Genomic DNA, 17941 nt, shown 5'->3' with positions numbered 1-17941 from the left:
AGGGTCCACGATGGGCCGCATGAACATCGGCGAGCTGTCCAGGCTGTCCGGGCTGCCGGTCAAGACGATCCGCTACTACTCCGACGTCGGCCTGGTCCCGGAGGCGGAGCGGTCGCACGCGGGCTACCGGCGCTACGACCACGACTCGCTGGTCCGGCTGGAGTTCGTGCGCACCCTGCGGGAGCTCGGGCTGGACATCGCGACCATCAAGCGGGTCCTGGACCGGGGCGAGGACCTGGGCGCGGTGGCCGCCGCGCACGCGGAGGCGATCGGCGTGCAGATCCGGGTGCTGCGGCTGCGCCGGGCGGCGCTGCGCGCGGTGGCCCTGCACCCGGAGCGGGGCGGCCCGACCCCCGCCGAGCTGGACCGGATGACCCGGATCGCGCAGGCCAGCACCGACGAGCGGCGCCGGATCGTGGACGAGTTCTTCGACAGCATCTTCGCGGAGCTGCCCAGGGCGGAGGAGTCGCCGGAGGCCGCGCAGTTCAGCGCGCGGATGCGCAGCGTCTCCCCCGACCTGCCCGACGACCCCACCGACGCGCAGATCGACGCCTGGATCGAGCTGGCCGGGATGCTCCGCGAGCAGGACTTCCGGGCCCGGCTGCGGGAGATGGGCAAGCGGAGCTTCGCCACGGACGAGCGCCGCCTGGTGCCGACCGACATGTCAGAAATATCGTGGTTCACCGGTCACATCGCCGAGCACATGGACGCGGGCGTCGCGCCCGGCAGCCCGCAGGCGGTCCCCGTGGTGGCCGCCGTCCTGCGGCGGTGGGGCGTCGCCGAGGAGGACCTGGACGTCCTGGTCGACCAGCTCACCCTCGCCGTCGACCCGCGCGCCGAGCGGTACTGGCAGCTCATGGCCGTAATCAATGGATGGCCGCCGATCCCGGCGACAATGCACAGGTGGGAGTGGTTCCTGAACGCCCTCCGGGCGGGCCACGGCCCGTTAGCGTGACTCTGTGGAGTGGTGGCGGCACGCGGTCATCTACCAGGTCTACCCGCGCAGCTTCGCCGACAGCGACGGCGACGGCGTGGGTGACCTGCCCGGCATCACCGACCGGCTCGGCCACCTCGCCGACCTCGGGGTGGACGCCCTGTGGCTGTCGCCGTTCTACCGCTCCCCCATGGTCGACGGCGGCTACGACGTCAGCGACTACCGCGACGTCGACCCGGTCTTCGGCACGCTCGCGGACTTCGACGCCCTGCTCGCGGAGGCGCACCGGCTCGGGCTGCGGGTGATCGTCGACATCGTGCCCAACCACACGTCGTCGCGGCACCCCTGGTTCGTGGAGGGCCGGCGCGACCGGTACATCTTCCGCGACACGCCGAACGAGTGGCAGTCGCTCTTCGGCGGGCCGGCCTGGACGCAGGTCGCGGACGGGCAGTGGTACCTGCACCTGTTCGCGCCCGAGCAGCCCGACCTCAACTGGCACAACCCGGAGGTGCGGGCCGAGTTCGACGACATCCTGCGCTTCTGGCTGGACCGGGGCGTCGACGGCTTCCGGGTCGACGTCGCCCACGGGATGATCAAGGACCTGGCCGGCGTGACGTTCTTCGACCACGAGGACGTCCACGAGATCCACCGCGGCTGGCGCAAGATCCTCGACAGCTACCCGGGCGACCGGATGGCCGTCGCCGAGGTGTTCGACACCGCGCCGGCCCGGGTGGCGCGCTACGTGTCGGTGGGCGAGCTGCACCAGGCGTTCAACTTCGACTTCCTGGAGGCGCCCTGGGACCCGGCCGTCCTGCGCCGGATCATCGACGGGTCGCTCGCCGCCGCGACGCAGGTCGGCGCGCCGCCCACCTGGGTGCTGTCCAACCACGACCGGCGCCGGCACGTGACCCGCTTCGGCGGCGTCCGGCGGGCCCGCGCCGCCGCGCTGCTCATGCTGGGCCTGCCCGGCAGCGCCTACCTGTACCAGGGCGAGGAGCTCGGCCTGCCGGAGGTGCTCGACCTGCCGGACGAGGTGCGCACCGACCCGCAGTGGGTCCGCTCCGGCGGCGCCGAGCTCGGCCGCGACGGCTGCCGCGTGCCGCTGCCGTGGTCGGGTGACGCGCCGCCGTTCGGCTTCGGGCCGGACGGCTCCTGGCTGCCGCAGCCGGCGGACTGGGCGGCCGTCACGATGGAGGCGCAGCGCGGGGATCCGCACTCGACGCTGTCGCTCTACCGGGACGCGCTGCGGCTGCGCCGCCCGTCGACGACGCTGCGCTGGCTGGACGCGCCCGACGGGGTGCTGCGCTTCGAGACGGAGACCATGCGGGTCGCCGCCAACCTGACGGCGGAGCCGGTGAAGATCGAAGAGCCGGCCACCCTGCTGCTGAGCAGCAGCGAGATGGCCGGCGAGCTGCCAGGCGACACGACCGCCTGGTGGAGCGTCTAAGCGGTGAGCTTCGCCGCGATCCGGGCGAAGCCGGCGCGGATCTCCTCGATCGACGGGGCTTCGTGCGTGTGGTCCGGGTCGTCGTGGTCGTGGTGGTGGTGGCCGTGGTCGTCGTCGTAGTCGGCGAGCTCCTCGTCGAGCGCCGCCGTCTCCAGGTCCTCGTTCTCGGCGGCGAGGCGGGAGGCGGCGATGTCGCCGAGGATCTGGTCGGCGGTGACGTGCGGCTGGAGCGGCTCGACCACCGCCATCAGCTCCTCGTCGGCCACGACGGCCTCGGCGAGGGCGAGCGCGTGCGCCCGCTCATAGGGCCCGCACACGACGGGCTCCCACTCCTCGTCTTCGTTCAACGGGCCGAAGGTGATGATCCACGGCAGGGTCAGCGCCGGCGCGTCGGCCGGCAGGTCCAAAGTCACAAGTGCACCCACGGCGCCCATCATGACGCGTCGCGCGGCTCCGGTGGCGCTGAACCGCCGGACGGGGCGATCCGGCGCGCCATGTCGGCGGCGACCGCGACCGACTGGGGATCGGCGGCGGTGCCGGCGGCGGAGGGCTCCGGATCCGCGGCGCCGGCCAGCGGCGGGTGGTCGGCGCGCACCTCGGCGGCGACCCGCTGGGTGGTCTCCGCGGCCTGCTCGACCAGCTCGGCCGCCCGCAGCGCCGCCTGCACGTCGCTGCGCGGCGCGCCGCCGGCCAGGTCCTTGGCACGCCCGTGCGTGTCGGTGGCGGCCAGGGCCGCGGCGAAGAGCAGCAGCTGGTGCAGCAGGTACATGTAGAGCAGCAGCCCGATCGTGCCGGCGACCAGCTGGTAGGCCGGGTTGTCCTCGATCCGGGTGATGTAGAGCTTCCCCAGCGTCTTGAGCAGGCCGAGCCCGACCGCGAAGAGCGCCGCCGAGGGCAGCAGCCGGCGCAGCGACATCCGCAGCCGCGGCACGCCGGCCAGCAGCGCCATGCCCAGCACCAGGTCCACGATGCCGGACAGCAGCGTCGACGTGCCCCGCAGCGCCACCCGGACGGGGTCCTGCTCGAAGTCGCCGGCCAGCCAGTACAGCAGCTCCTGGACGCCGGCGAAGATGCCGATCGACACGATCAGCAGCAGGCCGAGCGCCACCAGGACGGCGAGGTCGACGAGCCAGCGCACGAAGTAGTTGCCGGGATGCTCCTGCAGGTGCCACAGGGCGCGCTGCGACGAGCGCAGGTTCTCCACCCAGCCGACGCCGGCGATGATCAGGCCGATCATCGCGATCAGCCCGATCTGCTGGCTGCCGGCGAAGATCTGGTCGGAGTGCAGCTGCGGCAGGTTGACCGCCAGGTAGGCCTGGACCCTGGCGACGACGGCCTCGTTGCCGCCGAGCACCCGGCCGAGGATGAAGAAGGCCACCACGACCATCGCGAAGACGGCGAAGAAGCCGTAGTAGGCGGTCGCGGCGGCGAGGCGGGCCGCGTCGACGTCGAAGTAGCGCTCCTGGGCCCGCCACACGTGGTCGAACGCGCGGGAGCGCCGGCGGCCCCCGGCCACCGCCTTGTCGAAGCCGGCCTCCAGCCGGTCCAGCAGGCCCACCTCTCTATCGTCGCTGATCGACCGCGGACCGGCGCGGCGACAGGCGGTACTGCGCGTACGGCTGCCATCGACCGCTCTCGTCGTGCTCGAAGAGCGCGAACCCGTCCACGTCGAAGACCGCCTCGTAGCCGGCGAGGTCGGCGAAGGCCGCGTCGAGCCGCTCCGGCGCCACGTTGTGCGCGACCGTCACGTGCGGGTGGTACGGGTACGACGCCGCCGCCTCGATCTCGGTCGCCGCCTGCACCGCCTCGTGCAGCCGCTCGCACTCGCCGATGCCGGCGGCGACCGCCACGAAGACGACCTGCGTCAGCGGGCGGAACGTGCCGGTCCCGCGCAGCCGCACGGTGAACGCCGCGTGCCGCCCCGCGACCTCCGTGAGGTGCCGGTCGATCGCGGGCAGGTCGGCGGCGGCCACGACGGTGGGGCCGAGCAGGGTCACGTGCGCGGGCACGTGCGCCGCGGCGGGGTCGCCCGCGGCGAGCCGGGCGGCGGTCAGCTCGCTGCCCCACGGGTCGGGAAGGTCGATCGCGACGCCGATGGTGGTCTGCTCGCGAGCCACGTCAGTGCGCAGCACCCGGTGCGAGGAACCCGATCCGGTCGTAGACCGTGCCGAGGGTGGCAGCGGCGACCGAGCGGGCCTTCTCGGCGCCGATCGCGAGCAGCTTGTCCAGCTGCGCCGGGTCCTCCAGGTAGGCGTTGGTGCGCTGCTGGATCGGGCGCAGGAACTCCACCACGACCTCGGCGAGGTCCTTCTTGAGGTCGCCGTAGCCCTTGCCGTCGTAGGCGGCGACCAGGTCGTCGATGCTCCGGCCGGTCAGCGCCGAGTAGATCGTCAGCAGGTTGGCGATGCCGGGCTTCGCGGCCTGGTCGAAGATGATCTCGCGGCCGGTGTCGGTGACCGCCGACTTGATCTTCTTCGCCGCCTTCGCCGGGTCCTCGAGCAGCTCGACCAGGCCGGCCGCGGTCGACGCCGACTTCGACATCTTCGCGGTCGGCTCCTGCAGGTCGGTGATCTTCGCCGTGTCCTTGATGATGTACGGCGCCGGCACGGTGAACGTCTTGCCGAAGGTGGTGTTGAACCGCTGGGCCAGGTCGCGGGTCAGCTCCAGGTGCTGGCGCTGGTCCTCGCCGACCGGCACCGCGTCGGCCTGGTAGAGCAGGATGTCGGCGGCCTGCAGGATCGGGTAGGTGAACAGCCCGACGCTGGAGCGGTCGGCGCCCTGCTTCTGCGACTTGTCCTTGAACTGCGTCATCCGGCTGGCCTCGCCGAAGCCGGTGATGCAGCCCATCACCCAGCCGAGCTGCGCGTGCTCCGGCACCTGGCTCTGCACGAAGAGGGTGCACCGGTCGGGGTCGAGCCCGACGGCCAGCAGCTGCGCCGCGCTCACCCGGGTCCGCTTGCGCAGCAGCGCCGGGTCGTGGCCGGCGGTGATCGCGTGCAGGTCGACGACGCAGTAGAAGGTGTCGTGCGTGTCCTGCATCGCCACCCAGTTACGCAACGCGCCGAGATAGTTGCCCAGATGGAACGAGTCGGCGGTGGGCTGGATCCCGGAGAGCACCCGAGGACGGTCGGTGCTGACGGACGGCGACATGCGCGTCATTCTGTCAGCACCACCACAGCGGTGGCGCAACCGGGAGCGAGTCATAGCGGTCTTCAACGGTGAGGGGGTGACGGGGTGGGTGAAGAGCTCGAGGCACGCGAGGCCGTCCGTGACGCGTACGAGGCGCATTACCGGCGGCTGGTCGCCGCCCTCTACGCGCTCACCGGCGACCACGCCGAGGCCCAGGACCTGGTCCAGGAGGCCTACGCGCGCGCCCTGGCCCGCCCGCGGCAGTTCCTCGACGTCGCCGACCCGGAGGCGTGGTTACGCACCGTCGCGATGAATCTGGCCCGGACCCGCTGGCGGCGCCGCCGGCTGTTCGACACCCTGGTCCGCAGCGGCCGTGTCGCCCGTCCGGTGGAAAGCGTGCCCGGCGTCGACCCCAACCGGGTGGCGCTCGTCGCCGCCCTGCAGCAGCTGTCGCAGGCGACGCGCGAGACGATCGTGCTGCACCACCTGGCCGACATGTCCGTGCACGAGGTCGCCGACGCCCTGGGCGTGCCCGTCGGCACGGTGAAGGCCCGCCTGTCGCGGGGCCGCGCCATGCTCGCCGCCCTGCTCAGCGACGCCGACCCCGACGCCGCCGGCCCGCGCCGCCGCCCCGCGGTCCTGCCCCAGCGGGACGTCCAGGAGGTGCGCGATGCGCCCTGACCTGGACTTCCGCACCCTCCGCGCGCAGATCGAGTCGGCGACGTGGATGCCCGACTTCAGCCTGCTGTCCCGCCGGGCCGGACGGGTCCGCATGCGCGACCGGATGGCCGTCGCCGGCGCCCTGGTCGGCACGCTCGCCGTGTTCGCGCCCGTCGCCCTGGCCGGCGTGTTCGGCCGCCCCACGCCGGCCGCCCTCGGCCCCAACCCGGACATCGGCGACCCCTGGAGCCCGCAGCCGTCGGCGTCGGCGCCGGCGAGCGGCACGTTCGAGTCGACCCGGACGATCCGGGCGGCCGCCGGCGACCTGCCCGACGGCGTGGTCGCCGCCGTGGACGTCTGCGTCGAGGTGCCCCAGGCCCGCCGGTGCAACCTCCAGGTGGTCGTGCTGCGGGACGGGTCCGCGCAGCGGCGCGGCCCGTTCCTGATGGACGCGCTGCGGCAGAGCCCGCTGGACAAGCTCGACCACATCGAGCTGGCCCGGATCTCCCCGCAGACGTTCATGCTCAGCGGCGAGGTCAGCGGCGGCTCCCGCACCAGCGTGAAGTTCCGCCTCGACGACAAGCCCGCCACGCCGGTCATCGGGCCCGAGACCCGCGAGGCTCTCGGACCCGCCGACCGGGCGCTCCAGCTCGCCCAGTACGGCGACCTCTTCGGCGTCCGGCAGGACACCGGGGGGCTGAGCCTGCTCGTCGACCAGCCGCCGATGGCCCGCCGGTCCCTGGTGGGCGACGTGCCGGTCGCGGCCGGCTGGTGGGTCACCGGTGCGGACATCCACTCCGGCGCGCCCGCTGTCGCGGTCAGCACCGACCAGGGCCGGCACTGGCAGGCCGTCACGCTCCCCGCGCCCACGGGCATCGACGCGCCGACGCTCGTCACGCTCGACGGCGTCACCGCCCACGCGTTCATCCGCTACAGCAAGGGGATCCGGCACTTCCGTACCCGCGACGGCGGCCACACCTGGCAGGAGGTGACCACCAAGATCGAGCTGCCGGCGCCGCTGAACAACGACGGCGCGCTCAACGGCCGCGCCTTCGGCGTGCTGGCGCGCCTCGACCGCTCGCTGGTGCTGTGGGTCCAGGGCGACTCCGAGATCGCCTACCTGCAGAGCCTCGACGGGGAGCACTTCGAGATCGTCGCCGGCCCCGGCGGCCCGCTCGACGCGCTCGACAACGGCTACGCCTCGCTCGGCGACCCGCCCAGGCTCTCCCTGGACGGCCGCAACTGGCAGTCCGCCACGCTGTCGGCGACCGTCCTGCCGGACTGACCGCGGGTTCCCGGAAAAGTGGAATTCCCGGGAACCGAAGGAGGCGGCCGGGGATCGTGGCCGGTGTGAGCGAGCTCGAGGGGGTCTACCACGCCTGCTACCGGCGGCTGGTGACGCAGCTCTACGCGTTCACGACCGACCTCACCGAGGCGCAGGACGTGGTCCAGGAGGCGTTCGCCCGCGCCGCCGCCCGGCCCGGCGGCTTCACCGGCATCGACAACCCCGAGGCGTGGCTGCGCACCGTGGCGGTCAACGTCGTCCGCCGCCGCTGGCGCCGGCGGAAGCTGCTCGACCTGATCATGCTCCGCGAGCGCGCCGTCCAGCGGCACGTGGAGGCCGGCCCCTCGCCCGAGCGCACCGACCTGACCGACGCCCTCGACGCCATTCCCCGCACGTACCGGGAGGTCATCGTGCTGCACTACTACGCCGACCTCAGCGTCGAGGAGATCTCGGCCACGCTCGGCGTGCCCGGCGGGACCGTCAAGTCGCGGCTGTCGCGGGGGCGGGCCGCCCTCGCCGAGCGGCTGCCCGGCTATGCGCCCACGGAGGTGCGTCATGCCTGACGAGCTGGAGACCCTGCTCCGCGCCCAGCGGCTCGACTTCACGCAGCCGCCGCTGGCCGCGATCACCGCCCGGGCCCGCGTCCTGCGCCGCCGCCGGCGCGCCGCCCAGGTGGGGGCGGTCGCCCTGGGGCTGCTCGTCGCCGCGTCGTTCCTGGTCCCGCGCCTGATCCCGCGCGAGGCGCCACCGCCGCAGGTGGCCGCCTCGCCGTCCGCCGCGCCCGGCGCCGTCTACACGGGCGGCGGGATCACGATCAACGGGCTGCCCGCCCTCCCCCGGGACCTCCCCGGGAAGATCCAGGACGCCGAGTTCATCGACGCCGACCGTGGGTTCCTGCTCACGGTCGACTGCGCCGCCGCCTGTACCGCGTGGGTCAACGCCACCCTCGACGGCGGCCGGACGTGGAGCACCGCCCAGGCACCCGGCGCCTTCCGCTCGCCCCCGCGCGGCGCGCTGCCGTCGCTGGTGGTCACCGGGTCGCGGATCACCCTGCTCGGCGCGGACGGCGCCCGGGCCAGCAGCACCGACGGGGCCGACTGGGACACCGACTCCCAACCGGCCACCACCGTCGACGCACTGCCCGGCGACGCCCGCTTGGTCCTGCGCGACGGGCGGCTCATGGCGCTGCTGCACGACGGCACCACGCTGGTGCAGCCGCCCGCCCAGCCGCCGCTCGGGTTGGCGTGGGTCGCTCCCGTACGCGCGGGCGACGGCTCCTGGTGGGTCGGCGGGGCGGACGGCGGCCACCCGGCGGTGGCGGTGTCCCGCGACGGGGGCGTCACGTGGAAGCCGACGACGTTCCCCGGCGGCGGCACGGCCCAGGTGTCGTTCCTCGGCCGGGACGTCTACGCGGCACTGACGGACCCCACCACCACCCCGCCCACGCTGCTGGGCGTCGCCGCGTCCTCCGACGGCGGCGCCGGCTTCGGCCAGCCCCGCCCGCTCACGGCGACCACCATCGGCGGCGACCTGGTCCCGCTGCTGGACGGCCGCCTCGTCATCGTCGACGGCGACAGCCACTGGCTCGTCTCCACCGACCGCGGCGCCACCTGGCAGCGGGTCCAGGGCCTGCACCCGACGAAGCGGCTGTCCCGGACGCAGACCGGCTGGGTCGCCTACGAGATGTCCACGATCTACACCGCGTACTCGGTCGACGGCACCACCTGGCAGAAGCTCGACGCCCAGTAGCGCCCGCCCTGGATAGAGCCCTGTCAGCCCCGGATGAGGTCCCAGGCGTCCTGGACCATCGTCGACAGCTCGGTGTGCCGCGGCGTCCAGGACAGCTCCCGCTTCGCCTTGTCGGAGGCGGCGACGAGCCGCTCCGGGTCGCCCGGGCGGCGGGGCGCCATCTCGACCGGGATCGGGTGGCCGGTGACCTCGCGGACCACGTCGACGACCTGCCGGTTGGAGAAGCCGGTGCCGTTGCCCAGGTTGTACACGCGGTGGCCGGGGCCGTCCATGGTCGCGAGCGCCAGGAGGTGGGCCTCACCCAGGTCGGCGACGTGGATGTAGTCGCGGATGTTGGTGCCGTCGGGGGTGTCGTAGTCGTCGCCGAAGAGCTGGAGCTTCTCCCGGCGGCCGAGCGCGACCTGCAGCGCGATCGGGATCAGGTGCGTCTCGGGGTCGTGCCGCTCGCCGATGATCGAGCCGTCCGGGCGGCGCAGCGCGCCGGCGACGTTGAAGTAGCGCAGGCTGACCGCGGAGATGCCGTGGCCGACGGCCTCACCCGTGAGCGCGTGGTCGGCGGCGAGCTTCGAGGTGGCGTACGGGTTGGGCGGCCGCACCGCGGCGGTCTCCGGGATCGGCACGACGTCGGGGTCGCCGTAGACGTTCGCCGTGGAGGAGAAGACGAGGCGGCGGGTGCCGGCGGCGCGCATGGCGTCCAGCAGCAGCAGCGTTCCGACGGTGTTGTTCTCCCAGTACTTCTCCGGCTTCTGCACGCTCTCGCCGGCGGCGATGAACGCGGCGAAGTGCAGCACGCCGTCGAATCCGGCGTCGCGGGTCAGCACGTCGCCGATCGCGTCGTGGACCCGGCCGCGGACGAAGACGGCGCCCTGCGGCACCGACGACTCGTGGCCGGTGGAGAGGTCGTCGAGCACTGTCACGTCGTGACCGGCGTCGAGCAGCAGTGCGGTGACGACGCTGCCGATGTAGCCGGCGCCCCCGGTGACGAGCAGTTTCACGGCGTTCCTCCAAAAGTCATCAGGAACCAACAAATTTACACGTCAGAGGTGAACGGCATAGTGCCCGGCACCTACAATTTCGGGCATGTCGCAGCATGGCGCCGGGACCTTGCGACAGGCTGTGGCGGGTCTGCTGAGCCGCTTGGCGCACCGGCTGCACACCGCCGACGAATCCACGGACGTCAGCGAGGCGGAGCTGCGCACGCTGATCGCAGGCGGCACCGGCACCGGCCACGTCCGTGAGGTGATGGTGCCGCGGACCGAGGTGCTGTTCCTCGACGCGGGCCTGACGGTCGCCGAGGCGGTGACCGTCGTGCGGGCCACCCGGCACTCCCGGTTCCCGGTGATCGACGGCGACCAGGACGACGTGCTCGGCTTCGTCCACGTGCGCGACCTGACCCTGCTGCCCGCGGTCGACCCCTGCCTGCGGCTGCGGGAGCTGACCCGCGAGGTGAAGCGGCTGCCGGCCAGCAAGCGGGTCCTGGCGGCGCTGTCGGAGATGCGGCGGGAGGGCCACCACCTGGCGGTCGTCATCGACGAGTACGGCGGGACCGCGGGCATCGTGACCCTGGAGGACCTGATCGAGGAGCTCGTCGGCGAGATCCACGACGAGTACGACCTGCCGCCTCTTGAAGAGAAGACCGCCGAGGTCGACGGGCGCCTCAACCTCGCCGACCTCGCGGAGCGGACAGGGCTGACACTGCCCACCGGCCCGTACGAGACCGTGGCGGGCTTCGTGATGGCCCGTCTCGGGAGGCTGCCCCGTTCCGGCGACGAGGTGCGGCACGACGGCTGGCACCTGCACGTCAGGACGGTGGAAGGCCGCCGGGTGGCGCGGGTGTCGGTGATCCGCCCGCGCCAACCGTAAGCGGATGTTCAGCCGGCCTCGATGATCATGCCGGCGCCGACGGTCCGGTTCGTGGCCTCGTCGATGATGATGAAGCCGCCGGTGGTGCGGTTGCGCCGGTACTGGTCGGCGAGCAGCGGCACCGTGGTGCGCAGCTTCACCCGGCCGATCTCGTTGAGGCCGAGCGACGTCGCCGACTCGTCGCGGTGCAGCGTGTTCACGTCCAGCCGGTACTGCAGGCCGCGGATCACGGTGCGGGCCGAGCGGGTCGTGTGCTTGATCGAATACTTGGCGCCGACGGTCAGCGGGCGGCTCTCGTCCATCCAGCAGATCATCGCCTCGATGTCCTGGGCGACGGCCGGCGCGTTGTTCGGCCGGCAGATCAGGTCGCCGCGGGCGATGTCGATCTCGTCCGCGAGCCGGATCGTCACCGACATCGGCGGGTACGCCTCCTGCAGCGGCCCGTCGGCGGTCTCGATGTGCGTGATCTTCGTGGTGAAGCCGGACGGCAGGACCATCACCTCGTCGCCGGGCTTCAGCACGCCCGAGGCGACCTGGCCGGCGTAGCCGCGGTAGTCGGCGACCGTGGTCGACTGCGGGCGGATCACGTACTGCACCGGGAACCGCACGTCGACCAGGTTGCGGTCCGAGGCGATGTGCACGTGCTCCAGGTGGTGCAGCAGCGACGGCCCCTCGTACCACGGCATGTTCTCCGACCGGCTGACGAGGTTGTCCCCGTGCAGCGCCGAGATCGGGATGACCGTCAGGTCGGGCGCCTCGAGCTTCGCCGCGAACGACGTGAACTCGTCGGCGATCCGCTCGAAGACCTCCTGCGAGTAGTCGACGAGGTCCATCTTGTTCACGCAGAGCACCAGGTGCGGCACGCGCAGCAGCGAGCACAGGAAGGCGTGCCGCCGGGACTGCTCGACCAGGCCCTTGCGCGCGTCGACCAGGATCAGCGCCAGGTCGGCGGTGGAGGCGCCGGTGACCATGTTGCGCGTGTACTGGATGTGCCCCGGCGTGTCGGCGATGATGAACTTCCGCCGCGGCGTCGCGAAATACCGGTAGGCCACGTCGATCGTGATGCCCTGCTCGCGCTCGGCGCGCAGGCCGTCGGTCAGCAGCGCGAGGTTGGTGTACTCGTCGCCACGCGAGCGCGACGTCGCCTCGACCGCCTCCAGCTGGTCCTCGAAGATCGCCTTCGAGTCGTAGAGCAGCCGGCCGATCAGGGTCGACTTGCCGTCGTCGACGGAGCCCGCCGTCGCGAACCGCAGCAGGTCCATCTGCCGCTGGGCGGGCGTCTCAACAACCGCGGTCATCTTAGAAGTACCCCTCACGCTTGCGGTCTTCCATGGCCGCCTCGCTGACCTTGTCATCGCCGCGGGTCGCGCCGCGCTCGGTGATGCGGGTCGCGGCGACCTCGTCGATCACCTTGTCGATCGTGTCCGCGTCGCTGCGGACCGCCGCGGTGCAGGAGGCGTCGCCGACGGTGCGGTAACGGACCCGCTCCACGAACGGCTTCTCGCCGGACTTCAGCGGCAGGAACTCGTTGATCGCGTAGAGCATCCCGTTACGGTCGACGACCTCGCGGTCGTGCGAGTAGTAGATGTCGGGCAGCGGGATGCCCTCGCGGGCGATGTAGTGCCAGACGTCCAGCTCGGTCCAGTTGGACAGCGGGAAGACGCGGATCGACTCGCCGGGCGCGATGCGGGCGTTGTAGAGCGCCCACAGCTCGGGCCGCTGGTTGCGCGGGTCCCACTGGCCGAAGTCGTCGCGGAAGCTGAAGACGCGCTCCTTGGCGCGGGCCTTCTCCTCGTCGCGGCGGGCACCGCCGAACAGCGCGTCGAAGCGGTACTTCTCGACGGCCTCCAGCAGGACCGGCGTCTGGATCCGGTTGCGCATGCCGTCGCCGGACTCGCGCACCAGGCCGCTGTCGATCGCCTCCTGGACGCTCGCCACGATGAGCTGCACGTTGAGCTCGCCGACGCGGCGGTCCCGGTACTCGAGAACCTCGGGGAAGTTGTGCCCCGTGTCGACGTGCATGACCGGGAACGGGATCCGGCCGGGCGCGAACGCCTTCTCCGCGAGGCGGAGCATGACGATCGAGTCCTTGCCGCCGGAGAACAGCAGGACCGGTCGCTCGAACTCGGCGACCACCTCACGCATGATGAACAGGCTCTCGGCCTCGAGAGCGTCCAGATGCGAGACGCGGTAGGGCGCGCGGCTCATGGTTGGCGGAAACCTTTCCCTAGGAAGCGACGGACGCGCTGATCGCGGCCAGCAGCTGAGGCGCCAGTGCCTTCCGACACACCACCAGGTCAGGCAGCCGTGGGTCGGGCTGGTTGTATTCCAACGTAGTCCCGTCGATCCGGGAAGCGTGCAGACCCGTGGCGACCGCCACAGCGACCGGTGCGGCGGAGTCCCACTCGTACTGACCGCCGGCGTGGACATAGGCGTCGACGGCGCCGTCGATCACCGCGGCGATCTTCGCGCCGGCGGATCCCATCGGCACCAGCTCGATCGGCAGCCGCTCCGCGAGCGCGGTCAGCAGCGCCGGCGGGCGGGTCCGGCTGGCCGCGAGGCGGATCGGCTCGCCCTGCACGCCCGGCATGGGCGGGAAGGGCGGCGGGGCGTCGGTGCCGAGCACGCAGTGCTGCGCCGGGAGGGCGACCGCACCGGCCAGGAGCCGGCCCCAGCCGGCGGCGCGCTGCGGCTGCGGGGTGCCGTCGCCGGCGTACTCGGTGATCCGCGCGGACGTGCGGCCCCACAGGGCGACGTGGACCGCCCAGTCGGCGCGGCCCTCCTCACCGAACTCGCGGGTGCCGTCGAGCGGGTCGACGATCCAGACCCGGTCGGCGTTCAGCCGGGTGGCGCTGTCGGCGCCCTCCTCGGACAGGACCGCGTCGGCGGGGCGCCAGCGCTCCAGCTGCGCCACCAGCAGCTCGTGCGACTGCCGGTCGCCGGCCTTGCGCAGGGCGGCCGGGTCGGCGTACCCCATCTCCTCGCGGAGTTTCAGCAGCAGGTCGCCGGCGCGCTGGGCGAGCCAGCGCGCGAACCCGCCGTCGGTGGCGGGTGGCAGATCGGTCATCAGTACGCTCCAGCCCCTCGGGTCACCGCGCTCAACGTCCGCAGCATGATCACCAGGTCGAGCGACAGCGACCAGTTCTCCACATACTGCAGGTCGAGGCGGACCGCTTCGTCCCACGATAGGTCCGACCGGCCGGACACCTGCCAGAGGCCGGTCATCCCGGGCCGCACGGCCAGCCTGCGCCGGGCGTCGTCCGGATACACGGCGACCTCCTCCGGCAGCGGCGGGCGCGGCCCGACCAGTGACATGCTGCCTCCGAGCACATTGAGCAGCTGGGGCAGCTCGTCGAGCGAAAACTTGCGCAGAAACCGTCCGACGCGGGTGACCCGTGGGTCGTTGCGCAGTTTGAACAGCGCGCCGTCGACTTCGTTGAGGTGCCGGAGCTCGGCGAGGCGGGCTTCGGCGTCCGTGTGCATGGTGCGGAACTTGACGATCACGAACTCACGACCGTCTTTTCCAACCCGTACTTGACGAAACAGTACCGGCCCTTTGGACTCCGCGCGAACCGCGAGCGCCAGACCAGCCAGAAGGGGACTCAGCACGACCAGCAGGACTACGGCGCCGACCCGGTCGACGACCGCCTTCAGCACGCGCCGCGCGCCGGTCAGCGTGGGGTGCTCGACGTGCAGCATCGGCAGGCCGTCGACGGGCCGGATGGTCGTCCGGCTGCCGGCCACGTCGATCAGCGTGCTGGCCACGATCAGGTCGATGTCGTCGCGCTCCAGGCGCCACGCGAGCCGGCGCAGGGCGTGCCCGTCCAGCTCGGGGCACGACAGCACCAGCACCGTGTCGGCCCGGGCCCGGCGCACCGCACCGGCGATCTCGTCGAACGTGCCCAGCACCGGCACGCCCGGCACGCTGCCCTCCTCGGCGAGGCAGGCCCCGACGACCTTCAGCCCGTGATACCGCTCCCGGCACAGCTGCGTGGTCATCGCCTCGACCGCCAGCCCGTGCCCGACCACCACGACCCGCCGCATGCAGGCGCCGCGCGTCTTGCGGGCCCGGTGCAGCAGCTGCCGCAGCACGAACCGCGACACCAGGCAGCCCGACGTGACCAGCGGCAGCGCGACCGCGAACCAGCCGCGGGCGATCTGGATCTCCGCGGCGTAGGCGCCGACGATGGTCGCGGCGGTCAGCCCCAGGCCGGCGCGCAGCACCCGCTGGTATTCGTCGGTGCCGACGAAGAGGTACCGCTTCTCGTACGCGCGGTTGGCGGCGAGGGTGGCGGTGAAGGCGACCGGCAGGAGCGCGGACAGCAGCGCGTAGCGGGTGTTGTAGTTCGTCAGCACCGAGCCGAACCGCACCTCGAACGCGACCAGGCCCGCGAGCACCCCGATCACCGAGTCGATCAGCAGCAGGGTCCGCAGGTAACGCCCCTCCCACGCCCAGCGGGCCCGGTGCCGCGGCGTCCTGGCCGGCTCGAGGTGCTCTTCCTGCGGTTTCGTCGCCGGTACGAACGTTGCCGCCCCTCCGACGGCATCCTCGACGGCGGCCTCGAGCTGGGCCGACACGAGGGCGGGCGGGACCGGTGGGCCGGGGGCCGGCGACACGGGGGCGGCGGCTGTGCGGGCGGCGGCCGACGGGAGGCGTTCGGGGTGCCCGGCGCGGCGGCCAGTGGTGGCACCCATGGGGCTGGGCCGGCGCCGTACCACCTGACGCTCGACGGTCTCCGTGCGCTGGACGGTCTCCGTGCGCTGGACGGGTTCTGTGCGCTGGACGGGCTCTGTGCGCTGGACGGGCTCTTTGGCCACCGCGGGTGGCGGCGCCGCGGCCGGTGGCGTGGACTGCAGGGCGTTGCTCTGGCGTTCGGGGCGCCGCAGGCCGCCGGAGCGCTCCTGGCGCGCACCTCCCGGCCGCTCCTCCCACCGCAGGCCGGCGCGGTGCTCACGCCGCTGGACGGCGCCGGTGCGCTCCTCGCGGCGCAGCGCGTTCGTGCGCTCCTCGCGGCGCAGGCCGCCGGGGCGGTCCTCGGGGCGGAGATGTGCCGGGCGGTGGAAGCCATCCCGCGCTCGCCCGCTGTCGACCGCCACGCACGCCTCCTTGAGTCCGCCTTCTTTGCAAAAGGTGCGACTTGGAGTACAACGTGCAACTCGGACATGCGTCACGGCGACACACGGACCCGCATGGAAGGTTCGGACCGGACGGACGATGGACAGGCAGGCCGTTACGACGCGTGATACTGGTTCTGCGCCGGCTCCAGGCCGCGCTCGATTACCATCTCCACCGCGTCCGCGGCCCGGTCGACGAAGAAGTCCAGCTCCTTGCGCTCGACCGCGGAGAAGTCCGACAGGACGAAGTCGGCCGGGTTCTGCCGCCCGGGCGGCCGGCCGATGCCGAACCTGACCCGCACGTAGTCCTTGCTGCCGAGCGAGGACGACATGGACCGCAGCCCGTTGTGGCCGCCCTCCCCACCGCCCTGCTTGAGCCGCAGCTGCTCGTACGGCACGTCGAGCTCGTCGTGCACGGCGATCACCTGAGCCACCGGCACCTTGTAGAACTGCGCGAGGCCGGCCACCGGCCCGCCCGACAGGTTCATGAACGTCAGCGGCTTCACCAGCACGATGCGCGGCCCCCCGACGCGCAGCCGCCCCTCGGCCACGTCGGCCGCGACCCGGCGATGCTTCGAGAACCGCAGCCCCGCCCGCTGCGCGATCAGGTCGGCAATCATGAAGCCGACGTTGTGCCGGTGTCGCGCGTACTCCGGGCCGGGGTTCCCCAGCCCCACGACCAGCCAGGGCGCGGTGTCCGTCATCAGGTCCCCTCACAGCGGCAAGGCCACGACCGCCACCAGGCGTCCGAGCCCCGAGTCTCCACGAAGCGCCGGTCGAGCGGCCGGCTAGAACTGTCGTACCTCGCTGCTACCTTCATCACGTCGAGCTCGGCGAGATGCAGGCGCGGGAGGCGTCCGCGGCCAAGTCTCGCAGCAACGCCCCGGTCCCCGCGAGCCACCGGTCGCGACCGCCGGCCACGTCCAAGCCGCGCCCACGGCCCGACTCGCAGCCACGGCCAGGTCTCGGCGGACCGCCAGCCGTGGCGACCGGCAGCGGCCACGGCCCGGTCCGGCAGCCACGACTGGCCCTCCGCGAGACCCCCGTCGCGAGCGCCGGGTGCATCCACGGCCAAAGCCGCAGCCAGAGCCGGACCCGCAGCACAGCCTGGTCTCGGCAGGCCGCCAGTCACGGGCGGCGGAAGCGACCACAGCCAGCCACCCACGCGCCAAAGTCCCACAGCCACAGCCACAGCCCGGTCCCGCAGCCACGGCCAAGTCTCCCCGAGACGCCGGTCGCAGGCGCCGGATGCGTCGACGCCAAAGCCGCAGCCACGACCGGACTCGCAGCACAGCCTGGTCTCGGCAGGCTGCCAGTCATGCGCAGCGAAACGTCCACAGCCAGCCATCCACGGCCGCAGTCCACAGCCCGGCCTCGTCGCCACAGCCAAATCCCGCAGCCACGGCCAGGTCTACGCGAGACGCAAGTCGCGACGCCAGGTGCAGCCACAGCCAGACCCACAGCCACGGCGGGCTGCCGGTCACGAAACGCTGAAAGCGTCCACGGCCAGCCACCCACAGCCGAGTCCCACAGCCACAGCTTGGACTCGCAGTCACGCCCAATCCCGCAGCCACGGCCAGGTCTACGCGAGACGCAAGTCGCGACGCCAGGTGCAGCCACAGCCAGACCCACAGCCACGGTCACGGCGGGCTGCCGGTCACGAAAACGCTGAAAGCGTCCACGGCCAGCCACCCACAGCCGAGTCCCACAGCCACAGCTTGGACTCGCAGTCACGCCCAATCCCGCAGCCACGGCCAGG

At 72.5% G+C, this 17941-nt stretch carries 17 protein-coding genes; 7 read left to right on the top strand and 10 right to left on the bottom strand.

From position 1 onward, the window contains the following. Nucleotides 1-19 precede the first annotated feature (19 nt). Both ABZ321_RS34230 and ABZ321_RS34225 read left to right on the top strand, forming a co-directional pair. Nucleotides 20-955, top strand: a complete 936-nt coding sequence (locus tag ABZ321_RS34230; protein WP_354899084.1) for a MerR family transcriptional regulator — start codon at nucleotides 20-22, stop codon at nucleotides 953-955. A gap of 4 nt (nucleotides 956-959) precedes the next feature. Further along, entirely contained in the window at nucleotides 960-2381 is a 1422-nt protein-coding gene (locus ABZ321_RS34225) for a glycoside hydrolase family 13 protein (RefSeq protein WP_354899081.1), read from the top strand. Here ABZ321_RS34225 and ABZ321_RS34220 read toward each other — a convergent pair. From ABZ321_RS34220 to trpS, 4 genes are read right to left on the bottom strand one after another with little or no spacing between them, the layout of a single operon-like run. Then, nucleotides 2378-2806: a hypothetical protein gene (locus ABZ321_RS34220; RefSeq protein ID WP_354899078.1), complete on the bottom strand. Its 429-nt coding sequence runs from the start codon at nucleotides 2804-2806 to the stop codon at nucleotides 2378-2380. The two genes, ABZ321_RS34225 and ABZ321_RS34220, sit on opposite strands and share 4 nt — an antisense overlap. Before the next feature lie 8 nt (nucleotides 2807-2814). Next, on the bottom strand, nucleotides 2815-3939 hold the full coding sequence (locus ABZ321_RS34215; RefSeq protein ID WP_344503852.1) for a YhjD/YihY/BrkB family envelope integrity protein: 1125 nt from the start codon (nucleotides 3937-3939) through the stop codon (nucleotides 2815-2817). Nucleotides 3940-3943: 4 nt separating this feature from the next. After that, entirely contained in the window at nucleotides 3944-4513 is a 570-nt protein-coding gene (locus ABZ321_RS34210; RefSeq protein ID WP_344503853.1) for a 2'-5' RNA ligase family protein, read from the bottom strand. Next, nucleotides 4500-5531 carry a tryptophan--tRNA ligase gene (trpS, locus tag ABZ321_RS34205; protein WP_344503854.1) on the bottom strand — a complete coding sequence of 344 codons (1032 nt, stop codon included), beginning with the start codon at nucleotides 5529-5531 and terminating at the stop codon, nucleotides 4500-4502. Before trpS ends, ABZ321_RS34210 begins: the two co-directional genes overlap by 14 nt. An 84-nt stretch (nucleotides 5532-5615) precedes the next feature. Here trpS and ABZ321_RS34200 point away from each other — a divergent pair, with 84 nt between their 5' ends. From ABZ321_RS34200 to ABZ321_RS34185, 4 genes are all read left to right on the top strand, one after another. Next, entirely contained in the window at nucleotides 5616-6191 is a 576-nt protein-coding gene (locus tag ABZ321_RS34200) for a sigma-70 family RNA polymerase sigma factor (protein WP_344503855.1), read from the top strand. Continuing rightward, nucleotides 6181-7455 carry a sialidase family protein gene (locus ABZ321_RS34195; RefSeq protein ID WP_354899074.1) on the top strand — a complete coding sequence of 425 codons (1275 nt, stop codon included), beginning with the start codon at nucleotides 6181-6183 and terminating at the stop codon, nucleotides 7453-7455. Before ABZ321_RS34200 ends, ABZ321_RS34195 begins: the two co-directional genes overlap by 11 nt. 65 nt (nucleotides 7456-7520) lie before the next feature. Continuing rightward, nucleotides 7521-8018, top strand: a complete 498-nt coding sequence (locus tag ABZ321_RS34190; RefSeq protein ID WP_354899071.1) for a sigma-70 family RNA polymerase sigma factor — start codon at nucleotides 7521-7523, stop codon at nucleotides 8016-8018. Beyond that, nucleotides 8011-9204: a sialidase family protein gene (locus ABZ321_RS34185; protein ID WP_344503859.1), complete on the top strand. Its 1194-nt coding sequence runs from the start codon at nucleotides 8011-8013 to the stop codon at nucleotides 9202-9204. Before ABZ321_RS34190 ends, ABZ321_RS34185 begins: the two co-directional genes overlap by 8 nt. 23 nt (nucleotides 9205-9227) lie before the next feature. Here ABZ321_RS34185 and galE read toward each other — a convergent pair whose 3' ends face one another. Then, nucleotides 9228-10199 (bottom strand): UDP-glucose 4-epimerase GalE, encoded by a 972-nt coding sequence (galE, locus tag ABZ321_RS34180; protein ID WP_344503860.1) that lies wholly within the window; start codon nucleotides 10197-10199, stop codon nucleotides 9228-9230. Between the two features lie 85 nt (nucleotides 10200-10284). Here galE and ABZ321_RS34175 point away from each other — a divergent pair, with 85 nt between their 5' ends. Continuing rightward, complete coding sequence (locus ABZ321_RS34175; RefSeq protein WP_344503861.1) at nucleotides 10285-11067, top strand: hemolysin family protein; 783 nt, start codon at nucleotides 10285-10287, stop codon at nucleotides 11065-11067. An 8-nt stretch (nucleotides 11068-11075) separates the two neighbouring features. Here ABZ321_RS34175 and cysN read toward each other — a convergent pair whose 3' ends face one another. The 5 genes from cysN to pth all read right to left on the bottom strand — a co-directional run bounded on the left by cysN (nucleotide 11076) and on the right by pth (nucleotide 16889). Then, on the bottom strand, nucleotides 11076-12365 hold the full coding sequence (gene cysN, locus ABZ321_RS34170) for a sulfate adenylyltransferase subunit CysN (RefSeq protein ID WP_344503862.1): 1290 nt from the start codon (nucleotides 12363-12365) through the stop codon (nucleotides 11076-11078). A gap of 1 nt (nucleotide 12366) precedes the next feature. Then, entirely contained in the window at nucleotides 12367-13275 is a 909-nt protein-coding gene (gene cysD / locus ABZ321_RS34165; protein WP_344503863.1) for a sulfate adenylyltransferase subunit CysD, read from the bottom strand. Nucleotides 13276-13294: 19 nt separating this feature from the next. Then, nucleotides 13295-14134, bottom strand: coding sequence for a 3'(2'),5'-bisphosphate nucleotidase CysQ (locus ABZ321_RS34160; RefSeq protein WP_344503864.1), 840 nt, complete (start codon nucleotides 14132-14134; stop codon nucleotides 13295-13297). Further along, nucleotides 14134-16164 carry a sugar transferase gene (locus tag ABZ321_RS34155; protein ID WP_354899065.1) on the bottom strand — a complete coding sequence of 677 codons (2031 nt, stop codon included), beginning with the start codon at nucleotides 16162-16164 and terminating at the stop codon, nucleotides 14134-14136. Before ABZ321_RS34155 ends, ABZ321_RS34160 begins: the two co-directional genes overlap by 1 nt. 134 nt (nucleotides 16165-16298) lie before the next feature. Continuing rightward, nucleotides 16299-16889: an aminoacyl-tRNA hydrolase gene (pth, locus tag ABZ321_RS34150; protein WP_344504023.1), complete on the bottom strand. Its 591-nt coding sequence runs from the start codon at nucleotides 16887-16889 to the stop codon at nucleotides 16299-16301. Nucleotides 16890-17941 lie beyond the last annotated feature (1052 nt).

Origin of the sequence: Dactylosporangium sp. NPDC006015 (genome assembly GCF_040614215.1) — a bacterium.
Lineage (GTDB): Bacteria > Actinomycetota > Actinomycetes > Mycobacteriales > Micromonosporaceae > Dactylosporangium > Dactylosporangium maewongense.
The sequence above is the reverse complement of the archived record's forward strand: the minus strand, read 5'-3'. Positions and strand labels throughout refer to the sequence as shown.